A 16,506-nucleotide genomic window follows, 5' to 3' on the forward strand; every position below is an offset into this window, starting at 1 on the left:
CGGCGGGCCGGGCCTGCTGCCCGGCGGTACTCGCGCGCCCGCCCCCGCCCACTCCCCCGCTGCTGCTGCGCTACCGGCGGGGCCTCCAGCGGTCCGGTGCCGCCGCCCGCGCGCGAGCGCGGCAAGTGACCTGCGCCGTCCGAGAACATCCTCACCAGCCGCGCCGACGACGACTACACCCACACGGACTGGCTGTACCTCCCGGCCGCGGTCTGACCCCGTACGCAGTGTCCGACCCGGGAAGAACCCAGGGCGTGTTGGGCGGCCCCGTGGAGGCCCTGGCGCACGCGTCGGCCGCATGCCCCCCGGTGGCATGCGGCCGATCGCACCTTCCTATACCTACGGATTTAGAACCCGAAGCTGTGTCAGGCCCCTCCGTCACGCCTGCGGCTGGAGCACCGTCTCCTCGGTCTCGGCAGTCGCCGCGTGCTTCCGTTCGGTCTTGCGGCCGGCACGGCGCTCGCGCCGGGTCTCGACCATCGTGTAGAGAGTCGGGATCAGAACGAGCGTCAGCACGGTGGAGCTGAGCAGTCCGCCGATGACGACCACGGCGAGGGGCTGGGAGATGAAGCCGCCCGAACCGGTGATGCCGAGTGCCATCGGAGCCAGCGCGAATATGGTGGCGAGCGCCGTCATCAGGATGGGCCGCAGCCTGCGACTGCCGCCCTCTCGGACCGCCTCCGGGACGCTCATGCCCCGGGCCCGGTACTGGTTGATCAGGTCCATCAGCACGATGGCGTTGGTCACCACGATGCCGATGAGCATGAGCAGGCCGATCAGGGCCGCGACGCCCAGCGGGGTGTCGGTGACGCGCAGCAGGGCGATGGCACCCGTGGCGGCGAAGGGAATCGACACCAGCAGGATCAGGGTCTGGCGGATGCTGCGGAACACCGCGACCAGCACCAGGAACACGATGGCGATCGCCGCCACGATGGCCAGGGCGAGCTGACCGAACGCGTCGTTCTGGCTGGAGGTGACACCGCCCATCTCGTAGGAGACGCCCGACGGCAGGTCCGCCTTCTTCACCGCGTTCTCGACCGCCGTGCTCGCGGCGCCCGTGTTGTCGCCCACCGGGGTCACCGAGACGGTGACGGACTCGGTGCCGTCGACTCGTGACCGCTCGACGGGTTCCTCGGTCTGCGTCACGGTCGCGACACTGTCGAGCCGAACGTCACCGGAAGACGTGGAGATCTTCAACGCGCGCAGTTCGCTGACGGAGTTCGGGGCGTCGGAGGTTGTCCTGATCACCACATCGCGCTGCGTGCCGTCGACGGTGATCCGGGTGACCGTGGAGCCCTGGACGGCCTCGGCGACCGAGGAAGCGATGCCTGTCTCGGTCAGCCCGTGCTCGGCCGCCGCCTCGCCCTTGGCCCGTACGGTGATCTGAGGCGCTTCCTGGGAGAGGTCGCTCGTGACCGCGGTGACCTCGTCGACCTTCTTCAGTTCCTTCTCGACGCTGTCAGTGGCCGTACTCAGCGCCGCCGTGTCGTCGCCCTTGAGCGTGACCTCGACATCGCTGCTCGTGCCGAAGCCGGTGTTGGAGCTGAACGTCAGGTCGCCCGCGCCGTTGAGCTTGTCGAACTTGTCGCGCAGCGTGTCCTCCACCGCGGAGGAGTCGGCGCCGTCCGTCAGGGCGATGCTGTAGTTGGCGCTGTCCGACACGGAACTCGTCGCGATGAAGCCGCCCGACGAGCCGATCGTGACCTGGTACGAGTCGACGCCGTCCACAGCGGACAGCACCTCCTCCACCTTCTTCGCCGCCGTGTCGGTCCCGTTCAGGCTGGTCCCGGCCGGCATGGTCTGGGTGACGCTGAGGGAATCCGACCCGGAATCGCCGAGGAAGCTGGTCTTCAGCCCGGAGACCATGCTGAAGGTCAACACGAGCAGTACGGCGGCGAGGCCCAGGACGGTCTTGCGGCGCCGCGTGGCCCACTCGATGACAGGCACGTACACGCGCTGCAGACGGCCGTTGCGCTCCTCTTCCTCCACGAGCACGCGGAACTGCTGCGGGTCCTTGCCCACGGCCTCCTTCGGCGGCTTCAGGAACCAGTACGCCAGGACGGGCACGATGGTCAGCGACACCACCAGGGAGGCGAGCATCGCGACGGTGACGGTGACGGAGAACGGGGCGAACAGTTCGCCCACGATGCCGCTCACCAGGCCGATCGGCAGGAACACCGCGACCGTGGTGAGTGTGGAGGACGTGACCGCGGCCGACACCTCGCGCACCCCGGTGAGAATGGCGGCACGCTTCTCCTCGCCGTATCCGAGGTGCCGCTTGATGTTCTCCAGGACGACGATCGAGTCGTCCACGACCCGTCCGACGGCCATGGTCAGGGCGCCCAGCGTGAGGACGTTCAGCGAGTAGTCCTCGTACCACAGGGCGATGAGCGCGATCAGCAGGGACAGGGGGATGGAAACCGCCGTCACCAGCGTGGAACGGACCGAGCGAAGGAACAGGACGATGATGAGGATCGCCATGAGCAGTCCGAGGGCGCCCTCCTCGACGAGGCCGTTCACCGACTCGCTCACCTGCGGGCCGTTGTCGGAGATGACCGTGAGTCGCGCGTTGTCGCCGAGGGACTTCTCCAGGTCCGGGATCTTGGCGCGGACGTCGTCGGAGATGGAGACCGAGCTGCCGTCGTGGTCCATGGTGACGGAAATACCCAGGCTGGCCTCGCCGTTGGTCCGCGTCAGCGTCGTCGCCTCAGAGTCCTGGACCTTTACCGAGGCGACGTCCTTGAGCTGAACCGGGTCCTGCGAACCGGAGCCGGTGGACGTCGTGCCGGTGCTTCCCGTGGCACCTGCGCCCAGCCCGGACGAGGCACCCGCGCCCGAGGGGGACCCGGAGCCGCTCGTCGTGCTCGAACTCGATCCGGACGACGCGCTCAGCCACAGGTTCTCGACCTGCCGCACCGAGGTGAGGGAACCACCGACCTCGATGCTCAGGCTCTTGCCGTCGGAGTCGACGGAGCCGCCGGCGCTGGTGCCGCCGTTCGAGGTCAGCGCGGTCCTGATCGACGAGACGGTCAGGCCCGCGTCCTGAAGCTTGTCGGAGTCGGGCGTGACGGTGACGACCTGGTCCGTCTCTCCGGACACGGTGACCTGGTTCACGCCGTCGACGGCCTTCAGCTCGGGTTCGACCTTGTCCGACAGGTCGTCGGCGAGCTGCTGCTGGTCCGCGTCGGAGGTCGCGGCCAGGGTGATGGTGGGCTGGTCGCCGGTGCCGCCGGTGACAACCTGGGGGTCGACGCCGTCCGGGAGGTTCACGGTGCCCTTGTCGAGGGCCTGTTGCACCTCGCTCGCCTTCGTGTCGGTGTCGACACCGAAGTCGAACTGCAGCAGCACCGTCGCCGAGCCCGTGCGCGAGGTGGAGGTCATCGACTCCACCGAGTCGACGCTCTTGACCGCGTCCTCGATGGGCTTGGCGACCTGGTCCTCGACGACGTCCGGGGACGCGCCCTGGTAGGTGGCGGTCACGGTGATCGCGGGAAAGGACAGGTCGGGCAGCAACTGCTGCTTCAGGGACGGCACTGCGTACACCGCCAGAGCGATGACGATCAGTGTGAGGAGGGCGGCCAGCTTGCGATTGGCGAGGCTCAGCCTGGACAACCAGGACATCTGGAGGGTCTCACTTCTGCGGTGGGACGGAGGAAAAGGAGGCCGCCCCGGGTCATGCGGTCCCGGGACGGCGTGTCCCCCACCCTGTCCGCCTCTCCCGTCATCCGTCATCGCCCGGCCGCGGTGGTTTCCGCGTACCACGCATGCGTTATCCGGCGGATGGCGTACCGCGTTCGCGGAGGCTCACTGTGTCTCGCCGGGCCGTACCAGACCGCTCTCGTAGGCGATGGTCACGAGCTGGGCTCGCTCGCTGACGCCGAGCTTGGTCATGGTGCGGTTGAGGTGCGTCTTGACGGTGTGCCGGCTGAGCCGCAGCCGCTCGGAGATGTTGTCGTTGGTGAGCCCGGTCGCCAGCAGCGTCAGTACTTCCTTCTCCCGCGGTGTCAGTTCCTCCAGCAACCGCGTCTCCTTGTCCCACGTCCGGGTCGAACTCACCCGGAAGCGGGCCATGAGAGCGGCCGTGGCCGCCGCGGACAACAGGGGCCGACCCGCGCCGACCGTCTCGATGGCGGCCAGGAGCTCCTCCGGGTCGGCACCCTTGCCGACGAATCCGCGGGCTCCGGAGCCGATCGCCTCGGCGACGTACTCGTCGATCTCGAACGTCGTGAGGATCAGCACCTTCACCCCGGCGAGGTCCGGGTCCGCGGTGATCGTCCGGGTCGCCTCGATGCCGTCCGTGCCGGGCATCCTGATGTCCATCAGGACCACGTCGGGGTGGTGCGCACGCGCCAGGGCCACGGCTTCCGTGCCGTCCGCGGCCTCACCCACCACCTCCATGCCGGGCGAGTTGTCGAGGAGTCGCCGCAGCATGCCACGCAACAGTGCCTGGTCGTCGGCGAGCAGGACGCGAAGAGTCATGAGAGGTCGTTGCCCTTCCCCGCGGGTTGCGGACTGCCGGTCCGGCTCAGCGGCAGACGGGCCGCCACGGAGAAACCGCCCTGTGGTCGTATCGCGATCTCGGCAGTGCCACCGACGGCCGCCACCCGCTCCCGGATCCCGATCAGGCCGCGCCCTGTGCCGCCCCCGTTCGGCGGGCGCCATCCTGCGGGGCCTTCGTTGTCGACCGTGATGGACAGCGCGTCATGGCCGACGTCGATTGCGACCCGTGCGGTGTCCACCCCGGAGTGCTTGCGCACGTTGGTCAGTGCCTCCTGGATGATCCGGTAACCCGTCGCGTCCACGGCCGAGGGGATGAAGCACCCCGCGCCCTGCCGGACGACCTCCACCATCAGGCCTGCCCGCTCGAACGACAGCACCAGGTCCTCGAGCCGGCCCAGCCCGGGAGCGGGCTCCAATGGTGCCGCTGCCTCCTCCGGCTGCGCGAGGAGCCCCACGATGGCGCGCAGCTCGCCGAGTGCGCCCCTCGACCCGTCCCGGATGGCGGTGAGCAGGTCAGCCATCTGGACCGGGTCGTTCCGTCCCACGTGGACGCCGATCCCGGCCTGCGCGTTGATCAGGGTCAGTTCGTGGGCGACGACGTCATGCAACTCGCGCGCGATGCGCATCCGTTCGGCTGCCACCCGGCGGGCGGCCTCTTCCTCGCGGGTCCGTTCGGCGCGCTCCGCCCGCTCCTCCAGCGCCCGGACGTAGGCGCGGCGGTTGCGGACCGCGTCGCCGACCGCGGTGGCCAGCCCGATCCAGGCCACGGCGCCCACCCGCTGCGGTCCCAGCACCGGCCCCGTCTGAAAGAGCATCGCGGCCGCGACCGTGCCGGTGGCGACGAGAGCGGCGGCGATCAACGCCGGTCGCCGTCCCTGATGCAGCGCCAGACCGTGGAGGCCGACCATGAGGGCGGGCAGTGCGGGCGTGGGCGTACCGCCCCACGCCTGATGGACGAAGGCCAGCGCCGACAGGACGGCGACTGTCGTCATCGGCGCATGTCGCCGGGCCAGCAGGGTCGCGCCGTACGCGAGCGCGAAGGTGATACCCAGAGCACCCGGCCGTTGAAGGACCCCTGCCACCGGATCGAAGAACGCGGACAGTGCGGACATGGCGATCACGCAGCCGACGAGGCCGGACTCGCGCAGTCGGGCACGCCCCGGTCTTCGGGCGCACGTCACCCGGCCCCATCGGCCCTTGGTTGTCATGGTTGCAGCGTAGGCACCGGTACGGCCCTCGTTCGTCGCCTGAACGTGGCATTGGCCACTACCGCAATCGCGGTACGTGAGCGACGTGCGTCACGGGCGCGGTCGCCTGACGGACATGCCGCAGTCCCGAAACCGAGCCCGTCCCCTCACTGCCGACGGTTGACGCCTCCACCACCGCCTGCCTATTGTCCTGTAAAACGAAACTCTACTCCTGAAAAAGGGGACACAAAATGGCGATCACCGGCCTCGGTCACACCGGCTTCTGGGTGAACGACCTCGACACCATGCGCGACTTCTACACGCGGGTTCTCGGCCTGACAGTGACCGACGAGGACGAGGAACGAGGCATCGTCTTTCTCTCCTCGCGTCCCGAGGAGGAGCACCACGAGTTCGTCCTCCAGCGGGGCCGCACCGCCCCGGAGGGGGCGAAGCTCACGCATCAGGTGTCGTGGCGCGTGGACTCACTGGAGTCGGTCATCGCCTTCCACCACCGGTTCCGCGACGAAGGCATCGAGGTGCAGCAGGAAGTCACCCACGGCAACGCCATCGGCATCTACTTCTTCGACCCCGAGGGCAACCGCAACGAGGTGTACCTGCGGGTGGACCGCGACGTGCGGCAGCCGTTCCGCAAGACCCTCAACCTCGATCAGAGCCCCGCCGACGTATTCGCCGAGGCCGAGCGGCTGCTGACCGACGGCGGCCCCGCCTACCAGCCGGTCCACTAGCCCGACGTGCCCCGCCCTCGCCGCCGACCGATGGAGCCCCGCCCATGAGCGAGCCACTGACACCACCTCAGGAAGCCCGGCACCGGTCCGGCTCCACCGCCCCGGTGGAGGCCGACGTACTCGTGGTCGGCGCCGGGCCCACGGGGCTCACGGCCGCCCATCTGCTCGGCTCACTCGGCGTACGCGTCCTGCTGGTCGAGCGCAATCCGACGACCAGCGACGACGCCAAGGCGATCAGCCTGGACGACGAGTCGCTGCGCACCCTGCAGTCGGCAGGCGTCGGCGGGGCGGTCTACCCGATCATCATGCCCGGCACGGGAACGAAGTTCTTCGGCGTCGGCGGCCGGCCCCTCGTGCACGCCCGCGGCCTCGGCGAGCAACGCTTCGGGCACCCGTTCAAGAGCTCCTTCGCCCAGCCCGACCTGGAACGGGTGCTCGTCGAGGAACTGCGCCGCCATCCCTCGGTCGAAACCCGCTTCGACACACGGCTGTTCTCGCTGGAACAGCGCACCGACGGGGTACGGGTCGGCATCGGACCGAGCGCGGGCCAGGAACCGGTCCGGCACCTCGACGTCTCGTACGTCCTCGGCTGCGACGGCGGACGCAGCACCGTCCGAGAGCTTCTGTCCATACCCATGCGGGGGTCCAGCTTTCCCGATGTGTGGCTGGTCGCCGACACGTCGGGGGACCCCCACGACCAGCGCTACGGCATGCACCACGGGGACCCGCGCCGCCCCACGGTGATCGTGCCGGGCCGCGACGGACGGTGCCGCTACGAGTTCCTGTTGCGGCCCGGGGAGGGCAGACCCGGCCACTCCCCACCGTTCGAGCTGGTGCGCGAACTGCTGCGGCCGCACCGCGAGATCACCCCGGACCAGGTCGAGCGCGCCGTGGCGTACACGTTCAACGCCTTGCTGGCCGACCGGTTGCGCGACGGGCGCTGCTTCCTCCTGGGCGACGCCGCACACATGATGCCGCCCTTCGCCGGACAGGGCCTCAACTCCGGCGTGCGGGACGCGGCCAACCTCTGCTGGAAGATCGCTGACGTCCTGGCCGGGCGGTGCGGAGACACACTGCTCGACACGTACGACGACGAGCGCCGCCCGCACGCCCAGGCCGTGATCGACCTCTCGGTCCGGCTCGGCCGCATCGTGATGACCACCAGTCGCCGCCGGGCGCACCTGCGTGACCTGTTGGTACGTCTCGCCATGCGCACACCGCACGGGCGCCGGTACCTCACCGAGATGCGCTTCCGGCCGAACACCCGCGTACGTTCGGGCGCGATCGTCCCGCTGGACGGCGAGGCCGAGTCACCGGTGGGCACAGCCCTTCCGCAGCCACGCGTCCTGCACGGCCCGCAGTTCCAGGTCACCCGGCTCGACGACGTGCTCGGCCGGGGCTGGAGCCTGCTGGGCGTCGGCCTCACCGACGCCGACTGGGACGCCGCCGCACGTGCCGGCCTTCCCGCGGGCACTCGCGTGGACGTCGTCCTCGACGACCGCTCCCCCCGCGTCCGCCCGGGGCGCACCGGCGTCGCCGACGCCGACGGCCGGCTCCAGCCCCTGTTCGGCAGGCACACCGGTCGCTTCGTACTCGTCCGCCCGGACCGGCTGATCGCCGCCGTGTTCTGGCCCGACCAGAGCGACCGCGTCTCCCACAGCCTCTACCGGTTCGCACCCCGGCCGAGCCGCGGCGTCTTTCCTCCGGGGACGCGGAGCCCGGCGAAGGCCGACCCCGAGGACACCAGACCTGGGACCGACCACACCACACCCGCCGTCAGCGTCCCCGGCACCCAGAGCATCCCCGAGATCCAAGGAGGGCCCCGATGAGGCTCAGCACCGTCCGCCTGCAAGACGGCCGTGGCACGGCCGCCGCCCGCCAGGAAGGGGACGAGCTCGTTCTGCTGCCCTATTCCGACGTCGGGGCACTGCTGTCGAGCGGCGACGACTGGCCGGAGCGGGCGGCCGCCGAGGGCGGTGACCGCTTGCCGCTCGGGACCGCCTCCCTGGCCCCGGTCGTCCCCCACCCGAACAAGATCGTGTGCCTGGGCCTCAACTACGCCACGCACATCAAGGAGATGGGCCGCGCGACCCCGGCCCACCCGACCCTCTTCGCCAAGTACGACGGCTCCCTCGTCGGCGCGCACGACGACGTGCACATGCCTCCGGTCAGCGATGACCTGGACTGGGAGGCGGAGCTCGGGGTCGTGATCGCCCACCGCGCACGTCATGTGAGCGCGGACAGGGCGCTGGCGCACGTCGCCGGGTACACCGTCGTCAACGACGTCACCGTCCGGGACTGGCAGCATCGCACCCGCGAGTTCCTGTCCGGCAAGACCTTCGAGGCCACCACTCCGGTCGGGCCCTCACTCGTCACACCGGACGAACTGCCGCGCGGCGCCTCCGGGTTGACGATCAGCTGCCAGGTGGACGGCCACACCATGCAGAAGTCGAACACGGCGGACCTGCTCTTCGACGTCGCCACGATCATCGCGTACGTCAGCACCATCATCACGCTGTTGCCCGGTGACCTGATCGCCACGGGCACCCCCGGAGGTGTCGGTGCCGGCCGCGACCCCAAGGTCTTCCTCCGGCCGGGACAGGAACTCCTCACGGTCGTCGAAGGGATCGGAGAACTGCGCAACACGGTGGTCAAGGACAAGTTGTGACGCCCGGTGCCCCTGATGGCCCCCCACGCGCTAAAGTGTCCCGCATGTCAGGAACAGGGTCCCCCAGCTATCGCGAGCGCAACTCCACGGCCGACCGAGCCCTGGACATCCTGCTCATGTTCACCGACACCCAGCTCGTCATTTCCGGCACCGCGGTCGCCGAGCGACTCGGCGTGGCCCGCTCGACCGCCTACCGGTACCTGCAGTCCCTCGCGAGCAGCCGCTTCCTGGAGGAGGCGCCGGGCGGAGGCTTCCGTCTGGGGCTGCGTGTCATGGAGATCGCCCGCCTGGCACGACGTAGCTACGGCCTGTCGGAATTCGCCCTTCCGGCGATGACGGCGCTGGCCGAGGACGTGAACGAGACGATCCTGCTCACCCGGCGGACCGGCGAGCTGGTCGTCTGCGTCGACCTGGCGGAAGCCGGAACGCGTGCCGTGCGCATCTCCTACGAGCGGGGCAGCACGCTCCCCCTCAATGCCGGCGCGTCAGCACTCGTCCTGCTGGCCTGGCTGCCCGAGGAAGAGGCCCGGCGGCTACTGCAATCCACGGACCTGCACCGTTTCACTCCCGCCACCCTCACGGATGTCGACACCCTCATGAAGCGGCTGGCCCACATCCGGCGCGCCGGCTACTCGGTCACCCGCGGCGAGCTCGACCCCGACGTGATGGGCATCGCCGCGCCCGTCCGGGACGAGCAGAAGCAGGTGGTGGCGGCGGTGAGCATCGCGGCCCTGGCCTCCCGTGTGTTCCCCGAGGCCGAGGCGGAGCTTGCCCGCAAGGTCCGGGAGACGGCACAGGAGATCAGTGACCGGCTGGTCGCCGTCGGAGGCTGACACCCGCAGCCGGGCACGCCGTGCAGGAAGGTCAGCGGGAGGCGGAGTGCTCGCCGGCCTCGGCCAGGGCTCGGAGTGCCTTGATCGGCTTGCGCATGCCGTAGGCGACAACGGTCGAAGGGCCGTCGGGGCGTTTCCAGGTGAGCAGTGCGCGTCCGTTCTCCACACTGCCCTCCACAGTGGTGGGTTCACCGGTGAGCGGGAGAGGTCCGACGACCTTGAGGGCGAGGCCCGCGACCTCGGTCCAGAAGTAGTCGTCGTACGGCGTTCCCGTGGGCGCAAGGCCGAGGGCGGAGGCGGCGGCGACCTTGCCCTGGGCGACGGCGTTGGACCAGAACGGGGCACGCCGGTCCGGCCCGATGTCGTCGGCGCGGAGATGGGTGACGTCGCCGGCGGCGAACACGCCCGGCACCGCGGTGGCGCAGGTCTCGTCGATGCCTACGCCCAGTTGTCCGGCCAGGCCCGTGCCCGCCAGCCAGTCCGTGCAGGGCGTCTCCCCCGCGCAGGTCACCACGAGGTCCGCGGTGAGCTCGGTGCCGCCGGGCAGCATCACGCCGCGCACAGGGTCGCCCGTCGGCACGGCGAAGCCGAACGTCTGCACGCAGCTGATGCCGTATGCCTCGGCGCGTGCGGTGAGCGCGGCGGACAGGTAGCCGCCGAGGATCCGCTCCAGCGGCCGGTGGACATCCACGACGGTCACCGGAACGCCACGGGCGGCACACGCGCCGGCCACCTCCATGCCCAGAAATCCCGCGCCGACGACGATGGCGGAGGCCGCGGTCTCCAGGCGGCTGCGCAGCAGACGGGCGTCGTCCAGCGTGCGCAGGACGAGTTCGCCGCGTCGGCCGGGCGCGGCGAGCCGGCGGGCCTCGGCGCCGGTGGCGATGATCAGTGCGTCGTAGCGGAACTCTCGCCCGTCCGTGGTGGTGACGGTACGGCGGCTCGTGTCGGCCGCGGTGGCGGCCGAGCGGACGATGTGGATGTCGAGCCCGTCGAGATCCTGGAACAGGGCGTCATCGGCGCCGGGGTCCCTGAGGACGGCTTTGGACAGCGGTGGGCGCGAGTAGGCGCCGTGTGGTTCGGCGCCGATGATCGTGACCGGGCCGGTGTGACCCAGGGCCCGCAGCTCTCGTGCGGCGGTCGTCCCGGCGAGCGACTCGCCGACGATGAGCACCGAGCGCGGCGTCACGGCAGCACCCGCAGTGCGGCGACGGGACACACGTTGACGGCCACCCGGGCCGCGGACCGGTGCTCGTCGGGCACGTCGGCACCATCGAAGTGGTAGGTGAGTTCGGCGTCGTCGTCCAGGCTGAACACTTCGGGTGCCTGGTCCGCGCACAGGCCGTGGCCTTCGCAGCGGGCGTGGTCGACGGAGATCTGCATGATGTTGTCCTTCAGCAAGGGGTTCTGACCGGAGCAAGCGGCAGCCGTCTAGGCGGGGATGAGGGCGAGCGGGAGGCGCTCGTAGCGGTGGATGAGGTTGTTCAGAGCCCACTCGGGCGTGCCGGTCGACTCGATCCGGTCGACGCGGGCGACCAGGGCGCGAAGCATCGCGGAGGTCTCCATGCGGGCCAGCCCTTGTCCGGCGCAGCCGTGGGTGCCCTGTCCGAAGCCGAGTTGGCGGCTGGCGTCGCGGCGGATGTCGAAGGTGTCCGGGTCGTCCCACTCCAGCGGGTCGCGGTTGGCGGAACCGTAGACGACCAGCACCCGGGAGCCCGCGGGGAGAGTGGTACCCGCGAGTTCCGTGTCGCGGGCGACGGTACGGGAGAAGGCCCGGATCGGGGACTCGTAGCGGACGACCTCGTTGACCGCGTTCGGGATCAGGCTCGGGTCCGCCTTCAGCAGGCGCCACTGTTCGGGGTGGGTGGCGAACAGGTGCAGGGCGCTGGAGATGGCGCTGATCGTGGTGTCCAGGGAGGGCGCCAGGTAGTCGATCATCAGCTTGGCGCACTCGTCGGGCATGACCCTGCCCTCGTCGGCCGCGCACTGCAGGTCGTGGCCCATGCTGCCGTCCAGTACGGACCGGTCGCGGACGACGCGGCGGGCGTAGCGCATCATGCCGAGGGACGAGGGAAGGCTGCGCACGGCCTGGCGGTTGGCGGGGCCCAGTCCGTCGAAGGCGGCGCCGGCCCAGCGCAGCAGGTGTTCGCGACCATCCTGGGGCCAGCCGATGAAGTCGGGGACGACGGACATGGGCAGGGCCGTGGCGAGTTCCACTCCGTCGACGTTCCGGCCGGCGACAGCGGCCTCGACGACCTCGGCGGCCTGCTCCTCCACGGCGGCCGCCATCGCGCGCAGGGCCTTGGGAGTGAGCCGGTGGGCCACCTGGCGGCGGCGTCGGGCGTGGTCCTCGCCGTCGCTGAAGAGGGTGGTGCCCCGTCCCACGCGGTTGGCGAGGGGGTTGAGGGCGACGCCCCCGCCGGAGATGAACGTCTCGTCGTCGAGGAGCACGGCCTTGCACTCGGCGTAGCGCGGCAGGGCGTGGACCTTCTGCTTGCTCAGCCACACCACAGGGCCGAGGGCGCGGAGCGCGGCGTAGTGGGGGTGGGTGTCGCGGATGGCCGCGGCTGAGTAGATGTCGGCGCGGTAGAGGGGGGCGTCAGTGCGGGCAGTCATCAGCGATCCGTTCCTGGGCGGGTCACGTGGCGATCAGGGTGGCGAGGTAGCAGGCGACGAGCGCGGCGCTTGCGAGGGCGGGCGTCATGCCGCGGAGTCCGTCGCCCTTGCGCCCGTGCGTGATCACGGCTCCGGCCATCAGGAGCAACAACCCCGTACCCGCCAGGGCGCCGAGCAGGGGCACGGCCAGGCCCAGCAGGACGCCGGCGGCACCTGCCAGCTCCAGCACGCCGATGACGCGGTAGGCCCCGACGGAGAAGCCCGCCTCCGCGGCCAGCACCCGCATCGGTGCCAGCGCGAGGATCTTGGTCACTCCGACGGCCGTGAAGCCCAATGCCACGAGGCAGGTGAGAACAAGGGAAAGGATCACGAGTTGTTCCTTGGGTGTGCGGATGGCGACGGCGACCGGTGAAGCCGGTCGCTGAGGAGTTCCTTGGCCGCCCGGTATCGGCCGACTTCGGGCCAGCCGTACCGTCAAACGGTCATGTGCGGCTCGGTCCCTACTGCGCGTGGCTGACCGGGGTGCGCTGCCCGCCGAGATCGATCCGCCCGTCGGGGGTGGTGACGACCGCTTTGGGCGGGGCCTTGAGGGCTGTACCGCCGGGCGTGCCGGTCAGGAGCAGGTCGGCGCGTGTTCCCGGCATGGCGTCCTCTCGAGCGACACTCCTTAATGATGGAATCGTCAACTCTGCTTGGAGAATCGTCAATAGTTACACCAAAGAAAACTGATAGCTCCATCAGATGTGCGGGTATGATCGGACCGTTGCTACGATCGGCCGCATGCCGACACTCGAGCCGCCCGTCAACCGCTTCGAACGACGCCGGGCCGGGACGCGTAAAGCTCTGATACGCGCAGCTCGAGAGTTCCTTGCCGCGAGTGGGGACACCAGCGCGAGCATCCAGGCCATCACCGAGCGCGCCGATGTCGGCTTCGGGTCCCTCTACAACCACTTCGAGTCCAAGACGGAGCTGTTCGACGCGGCGGCGGCGGATGCCCTGGACGAGTTCGGCCAAGCCATCGACGAACGCCTGCAGGGGACTGTCGACGACCCGGCGGAACTCGTCGCGGCGGGCTTCCGCCTCACGGCCCGCATGGCCGACTCACACCCGGAGCTGATGCAGATCCTCCGCCACCGCGGCCTGCGGCACGTTCACTCCGAGCGCGGCATCGCTCCGCGCGCCCTGCGCGATCTGGAACGCGGCGTCGCCGCCGGCCGCTTCGCCGACGTCGATCCCCTCAGCGCGCTGTCCGCCATGGGAGGAGTGCTGATGTCCCTGGTGGAGTTGCGGTTCGCCCGGCCCGACCTCGACGGCGAGCAGGCCGCCGCGAACATGGCCGAGATGACCCTGCGCATGCTGGGCGTCCCGTCGGACGAGGCTCGGGAGGTGGCCCGGCGTCCGCTGCCGACGACCAGGGACGCGTGACAGACAGCGCTTCCGCGCTTTCGCTTCCCGTGGTCGAACGCACGAAGCCGCGCTGCGCCATGGGGCCGCGGGAAGGACGGCTCCGCACGTCCCGGCCGTCACCAGCGGCCGCCCGGGCTCGAACCGGCCCCGGCTCGGGCAGGGAACAGCTCGCTCACGCTGCCGGTGCGCTGATCTCCCGCTAGAGGATCTTGCCACTCGGTCCCCCGGCAGCCTGTCCATGAGCCACACGGCCTGGGGGTACTTGTACGCCGCGACCCGGCGCTTGACGTATTGCCGCAGCTCCTCCGGCATGGCCTCGGCGCCGCGGCGCCGGCGACTCGAAGCCCTGCGTCGGGACGGGGCGAGGGCGCTGACCGTACGACTTCGACGGCCTGACCTCCGGTGTGCCCCCAGCGCGCCGCCGGCGGGAACGTCGTTCGAGCGCGCAGAGATCTGCGCATACCCGCATATACCCACACATTCCTAGGCGGACGGGTTCAGTGACTGTCCCGGCTGGTCCCGCACCGATGATCAGGACATCTGGCCGGGTGGTCCCGTCATGAGTCGATGCGATCGTGCCGGGCGGTGATGAAGGAGGACATCAGGTCCGCGGTGTCCGCGGGACGCTCGTACGGAGCCATGTGCCCGCAGTCCTCGATGATTTCGGTGCGCGTCGGCCGGACCAGGTCGCGCGCTCGGCCGAACCCGCTGATGGGGGTGACCTGGTCGTCGGTTCCCCACGCCAGCAGGGTCGGAATGCCGAGGCTGCCGGTCCGCCGGTAGAGGTCCTCGCGGCCGGAGATCGGGTAGTTCTGCAACGTGGAGAAGAAGCAGTACATCGATCCCTCGAACCGGTAGCAGTCCGAGATCATGGTGGTCAGGGGCTCGACGAGGGCGGGATCGGAGACATTGCGCCCGAGATGGCCGAGCAGGATCTTGCGGCCGAAGCGCCGTGCGGCGAACGAGGCGATCGGGTCGGCCTTCAGCGCACGCTGCTGCAGCGCGGTGTCGTTGGACAGGCCCGCGGGCCCGATGAGCGTGAGGGTCCGGACCGTCTCGGGACGGTCCAGGAGGTAGGCCATCGCGCCCAGCGCCCCCATCGAGGTCGCGACCAGGTTCACCGGCGTGTCGATGCCGAGGTACGAGAGCAGTTCACGGAGTTGGCGCACGTACATCGCCTCGTCGTACCGGCCCTGCGCGCGGTCGGAGTAGCCGCGCCCGTATGCGCTGAAGGCCAGCGTCCGAATGCCCCGCGCATGCAGCTTCGGCACCACACCGTCCCAGTAGAACAGCGGAATGGTCAGTCCCGGCACCAGGACGGCGAGTTCGCCGGTCTCGGGACCGCGCAGCTCGTAGTGCGTGTACCCGTCGGACAACTGGGCGAAGTCGCCGCGCAGCGACTTCCGGGCGTTCGCGTCGAGCTTGAGGGTCTCGTCCGGCATCACGAAGTACTTCATCGGGGTGTCTTTCCTTCGAATGTCTCGAGTGTCTGGAGGAACTCGGCGGCTTTCACCGGGATCAGCGCGTCGAGGCGCTCGGGAAGATCGAGAGATGTTCCCGCCGAGCTGGTTGCCGAGAAGTCCATGTCAGCGCGGGCGCCATCCATAACGGTTACATCGTTGCCAGAATAAACCGAGGCGTCAAGCGGCGCCCGGCAAAAGGTCACAGCGTTGCCGATTTTCAGCCCGTGTCAAGCGGGCATACTTTTCAGGTGCCAACATCACGAGATCAGATGCGAGGAGGTGGGTCGCCGGTGCGGCGCTCCCCCGGCCGTCCGCCCATTCCGCTCGAGCGGATCGTCGCCGCGGCGGTGCAGATCGTCGACGAGGAGGGTGCCGATGCCCTGTCGATGCGGACGCTCGCCCAGCGCCTGGGCTCCGGCACGGCCACGCTCTACCGGCACTTCGACAGCCGGGCGGCTCTGGTGGCCCACGTCGTGGACCGCATGTTCGGTGGGGTCGAGATCATGGGCGATGAGCTCGCCGCCATGGGCTGGCGGGACGCCTGCCGCACAATGGTGCAGGCCATGTTCGACGTCGTGAGCCGGCACGAGAACGTGGCGCCCCTGCTCGCCGAGGGGATCCCCGTCGGCCCGAACGCGATGGCCGTGCGGGAGCGTTGCCTCACCATCCTCCTCGCCAACGGATTCCCGCCACAGGTGGCGGCGCAGGCCTACGCCACTCTGTCCCGCTATGTGCTCGGCTTCGCGATACAGATCCGGGGGCATCAGGGCGCGGAGCAGCCCGGCAGCGACGCCCAGGCGTCCGCCGTCTTCCGGACCGCGGATCCAGCTCTGTATCCCGCCACCGCGGCGGTGGCCGACTGGATGCCGGTCCCGCTGGAGGACGAGTTCCGCTTCGGCCTGGAACTCGTCCTCGACGGGCTCGGTCGGCTGCGCGACAGCCTCTGACCGTCAGCAGGACATGTCGCCGTCGAAGCCGCGGTGGCCGAGCCGGCGGCCGGGACGGCCCGGGTGAGTTCTTCGGCCACCGCCCGGCGACCGGATGCCGCCCGCGGTGCCCGCCCTCGCAGTCAAAGAGGCGGGCACC

Annotated in this window: 14 protein-coding genes and 1 pseudogene; 6 read left to right on the forward strand and 9 right to left on the reverse strand. The window is 70.0% G+C overall.

Annotation, left to right across the window (positions count from 1 at the left end):
- Positions 1-378 precede the first annotated feature (378 nt).
- The 3 genes from I8N67_RS21185 to I8N67_RS21195 form a co-directional block, all read right to left on the reverse strand.
- Entirely contained in the window at positions 379-3,621 is a 3,243-nt protein-coding gene (locus I8N67_RS21185; RefSeq protein ID WP_200304733.1) for an efflux RND transporter permease subunit, read from the reverse strand.
- 183 nt (positions 3,622-3,804) lie between these two features.
- Positions 3,805-4,479, reverse strand: a complete 675-nt coding sequence (locus I8N67_RS21190; RefSeq protein ID WP_200304734.1) for a response regulator transcription factor — start codon at positions 4,477-4,479, stop codon at positions 3,805-3,807.
- Positions 4,476-5,708, reverse strand: a complete 1,233-nt coding sequence (locus I8N67_RS21195; protein WP_200304735.1) for a sensor histidine kinase — start codon at positions 5,706-5,708, stop codon at positions 4,476-4,478. Before I8N67_RS21195 ends, I8N67_RS21190 begins: the two co-directional genes overlap by 4 nt.
- 230 nt (positions 5,709-5,938) lie before the next feature.
- Here I8N67_RS21195 and I8N67_RS21200 point away from each other — a divergent pair, with 230 nt between their 5' ends.
- The 4 genes from I8N67_RS21200 to I8N67_RS21215 are packed head-to-tail and all read left to right on the forward strand — an operon-like array spanning position 5,939 to position 9,934.
- Positions 5,939-6,433, forward strand: a complete 495-nt coding sequence (locus tag I8N67_RS21200) for a VOC family protein (RefSeq protein ID WP_200304736.1) — start codon at positions 5,939-5,941, stop codon at positions 6,431-6,433.
- Positions 6,434-6,477: 44 nt separating this feature from the next.
- Positions 6,478-8,262 (forward strand): bifunctional 3-(3-hydroxy-phenyl)propionate/3-hydroxycinnamic acid hydroxylase, encoded by a 1,785-nt coding sequence (locus I8N67_RS21205; RefSeq protein WP_200304737.1) that lies wholly within the window; start codon positions 6,478-6,480, stop codon positions 8,260-8,262.
- On the forward strand, positions 8,259-9,101 hold the full coding sequence (locus I8N67_RS21210; protein ID WP_200304738.1) for a fumarylacetoacetate hydrolase family protein: 843 nt from the start codon (positions 8,259-8,261) through the stop codon (positions 9,099-9,101). The genes I8N67_RS21205 and I8N67_RS21210 overlap by 4 nt, the downstream gene beginning before the upstream one ends.
- Before the next feature lie 44 nt (positions 9,102-9,145).
- Positions 9,146-9,934, forward strand: a complete 789-nt coding sequence (locus I8N67_RS21215) for an IclR family transcriptional regulator (RefSeq protein ID WP_200304739.1) — start codon at positions 9,146-9,148, stop codon at positions 9,932-9,934.
- A 31-nt stretch (positions 9,935-9,965) separates the two neighbouring features.
- Here I8N67_RS21215 and I8N67_RS21220 read toward each other — a convergent pair whose 3' ends face one another.
- The 5 genes and pseudogenes from I8N67_RS21220 to I8N67_RS21240 form a co-directional block, all read right to left on the reverse strand.
- Positions 9,966-11,123, reverse strand: a complete 1,158-nt coding sequence (locus I8N67_RS21220; protein WP_200304740.1) for an NAD(P)/FAD-dependent oxidoreductase — start codon at positions 11,121-11,123, stop codon at positions 9,966-9,968.
- A complete protein-coding gene (locus tag I8N67_RS21225) occupies positions 11,120-11,317 on the reverse strand; it encodes a ferredoxin (RefSeq protein ID WP_200304741.1) in 198 nt (65 codons plus the stop codon). Before I8N67_RS21225 ends, I8N67_RS21220 begins: the two co-directional genes overlap by 4 nt.
- Positions 11,318-11,365: 48 nt before the next feature.
- A complete protein-coding gene (locus I8N67_RS21230) occupies positions 11,366-12,550 on the reverse strand; it encodes a cytochrome P450 (protein ID WP_200304742.1) in 1,185 nt (394 codons plus the stop codon).
- 22 nt (positions 12,551-12,572) lie between these two features.
- Entirely contained in the window at positions 12,573-12,920 is a 348-nt protein-coding gene (locus I8N67_RS21235) for a DoxX family protein (protein ID WP_200304743.1), read from the reverse strand.
- Positions 12,921-13,050: 130 nt separating this feature from the next.
- A pseudogene (locus tag I8N67_RS21240) lies at positions 13,051-13,176 on the reverse strand (fumarylacetoacetate hydrolase family protein); the annotation flags it as partial.
- 154 nt (positions 13,177-13,330) lie between these two features.
- Here I8N67_RS21240 and I8N67_RS21245 point away from each other — a divergent pair.
- Positions 13,331-13,975: a TetR/AcrR family transcriptional regulator gene (locus I8N67_RS21245; RefSeq protein ID WP_200304744.1), complete on the forward strand. Its 645-nt coding sequence runs from the start codon at positions 13,331-13,333 to the stop codon at positions 13,973-13,975.
- Between the two features lie 539 nt (positions 13,976-14,514).
- Here the strand turns inward: I8N67_RS21245 and I8N67_RS21250 are convergent.
- Complete coding sequence (locus tag I8N67_RS21250) at positions 14,515-15,414, reverse strand: alpha/beta fold hydrolase (protein ID WP_200304745.1); 900 nt, start codon at positions 15,412-15,414, stop codon at positions 14,515-14,517.
- Positions 15,415-15,710: 296 nt separating this feature from the next.
- On the opposite strand from I8N67_RS21250, the gene I8N67_RS21255 reads away from it, so the two are divergent.
- Positions 15,711-16,367 (forward strand): TetR/AcrR family transcriptional regulator, encoded by a 657-nt coding sequence (locus tag I8N67_RS21255; protein WP_307835306.1) that lies wholly within the window; start codon positions 15,711-15,713, stop codon positions 16,365-16,367.
- Positions 16,368-16,506 lie beyond the last annotated feature (139 nt).

Origin of the sequence: Streptomyces adelaidensis (genome assembly GCF_016598475.1) — a bacterium.
Lineage (GTDB): Bacteria > Actinomycetota > Actinomycetes > Streptomycetales > Streptomycetaceae > Streptomyces > Streptomyces adelaidensis.

Excerpts from the sequence above, each read along its gene's own strand:
- I8N67_RS21190 (WP_200304734.1), bottom strand. The coding sequence starts at position 4,479 with ATGACTCTTCGCGTCCTGCTCGCCGACGACCAGGCACTGTTGCGTGGC.
- I8N67_RS21200 (WP_200304736.1), top strand. The coding sequence starts at position 5,939 with ATGGCGATCACCGGCCTCGGTCACACCGGCTTCTGGGTGAACGACCTC.
- I8N67_RS21210 (WP_200304738.1), top strand. The coding sequence starts at position 8,259 with ATGAGGCTCAGCACCGTCCGCCTGCAAGACGGCCGTGGCACGGCCGCC.
- I8N67_RS21225 (WP_200304741.1), bottom strand. The coding sequence starts at position 11,317 with ATGCAGATCTCCGTCGACCACGCCCGCTGCGAAGGCCACGGCCTGTGC.
- I8N67_RS21230 (WP_200304742.1), bottom strand. The coding sequence starts at position 12,550 with ATGACTGCCCGCACTGACGCCCCCCTCTACCGCGCCGACATCTACTCA.
- I8N67_RS21245 (WP_200304744.1), top strand. The coding sequence starts at position 13,331 with ATGCCGACACTCGAGCCGCCCGTCAACCGCTTCGAACGACGCCGGGCC.
- I8N67_RS21185 (WP_200304733.1), bottom strand. The coding sequence starts at position 3,621 with ATGTCCTGGTTGTCCAGGCTGAGCCTCGCCAATCGCAAGCTGGCCGCC.
- I8N67_RS21195 (WP_200304735.1), bottom strand. The coding sequence starts at position 5,708 with ATGACAACCAAGGGCCGATGGGGCCGGGTGACGTGCGCCCGAAGACCG.
- I8N67_RS21205 (WP_200304737.1), top strand. The coding sequence starts at position 6,478 with ATGAGCGAGCCACTGACACCACCTCAGGAAGCCCGGCACCGGTCCGGC.
- I8N67_RS21250 (WP_200304745.1), bottom strand. The coding sequence starts at position 15,414 with ATGAAGTACTTCGTGATGCCGGACGAGACCCTCAAGCTCGACGCGAAC.
- I8N67_RS21215 (WP_200304739.1), top strand. The coding sequence starts at position 9,146 with ATGTCAGGAACAGGGTCCCCCAGCTATCGCGAGCGCAACTCCACGGCC.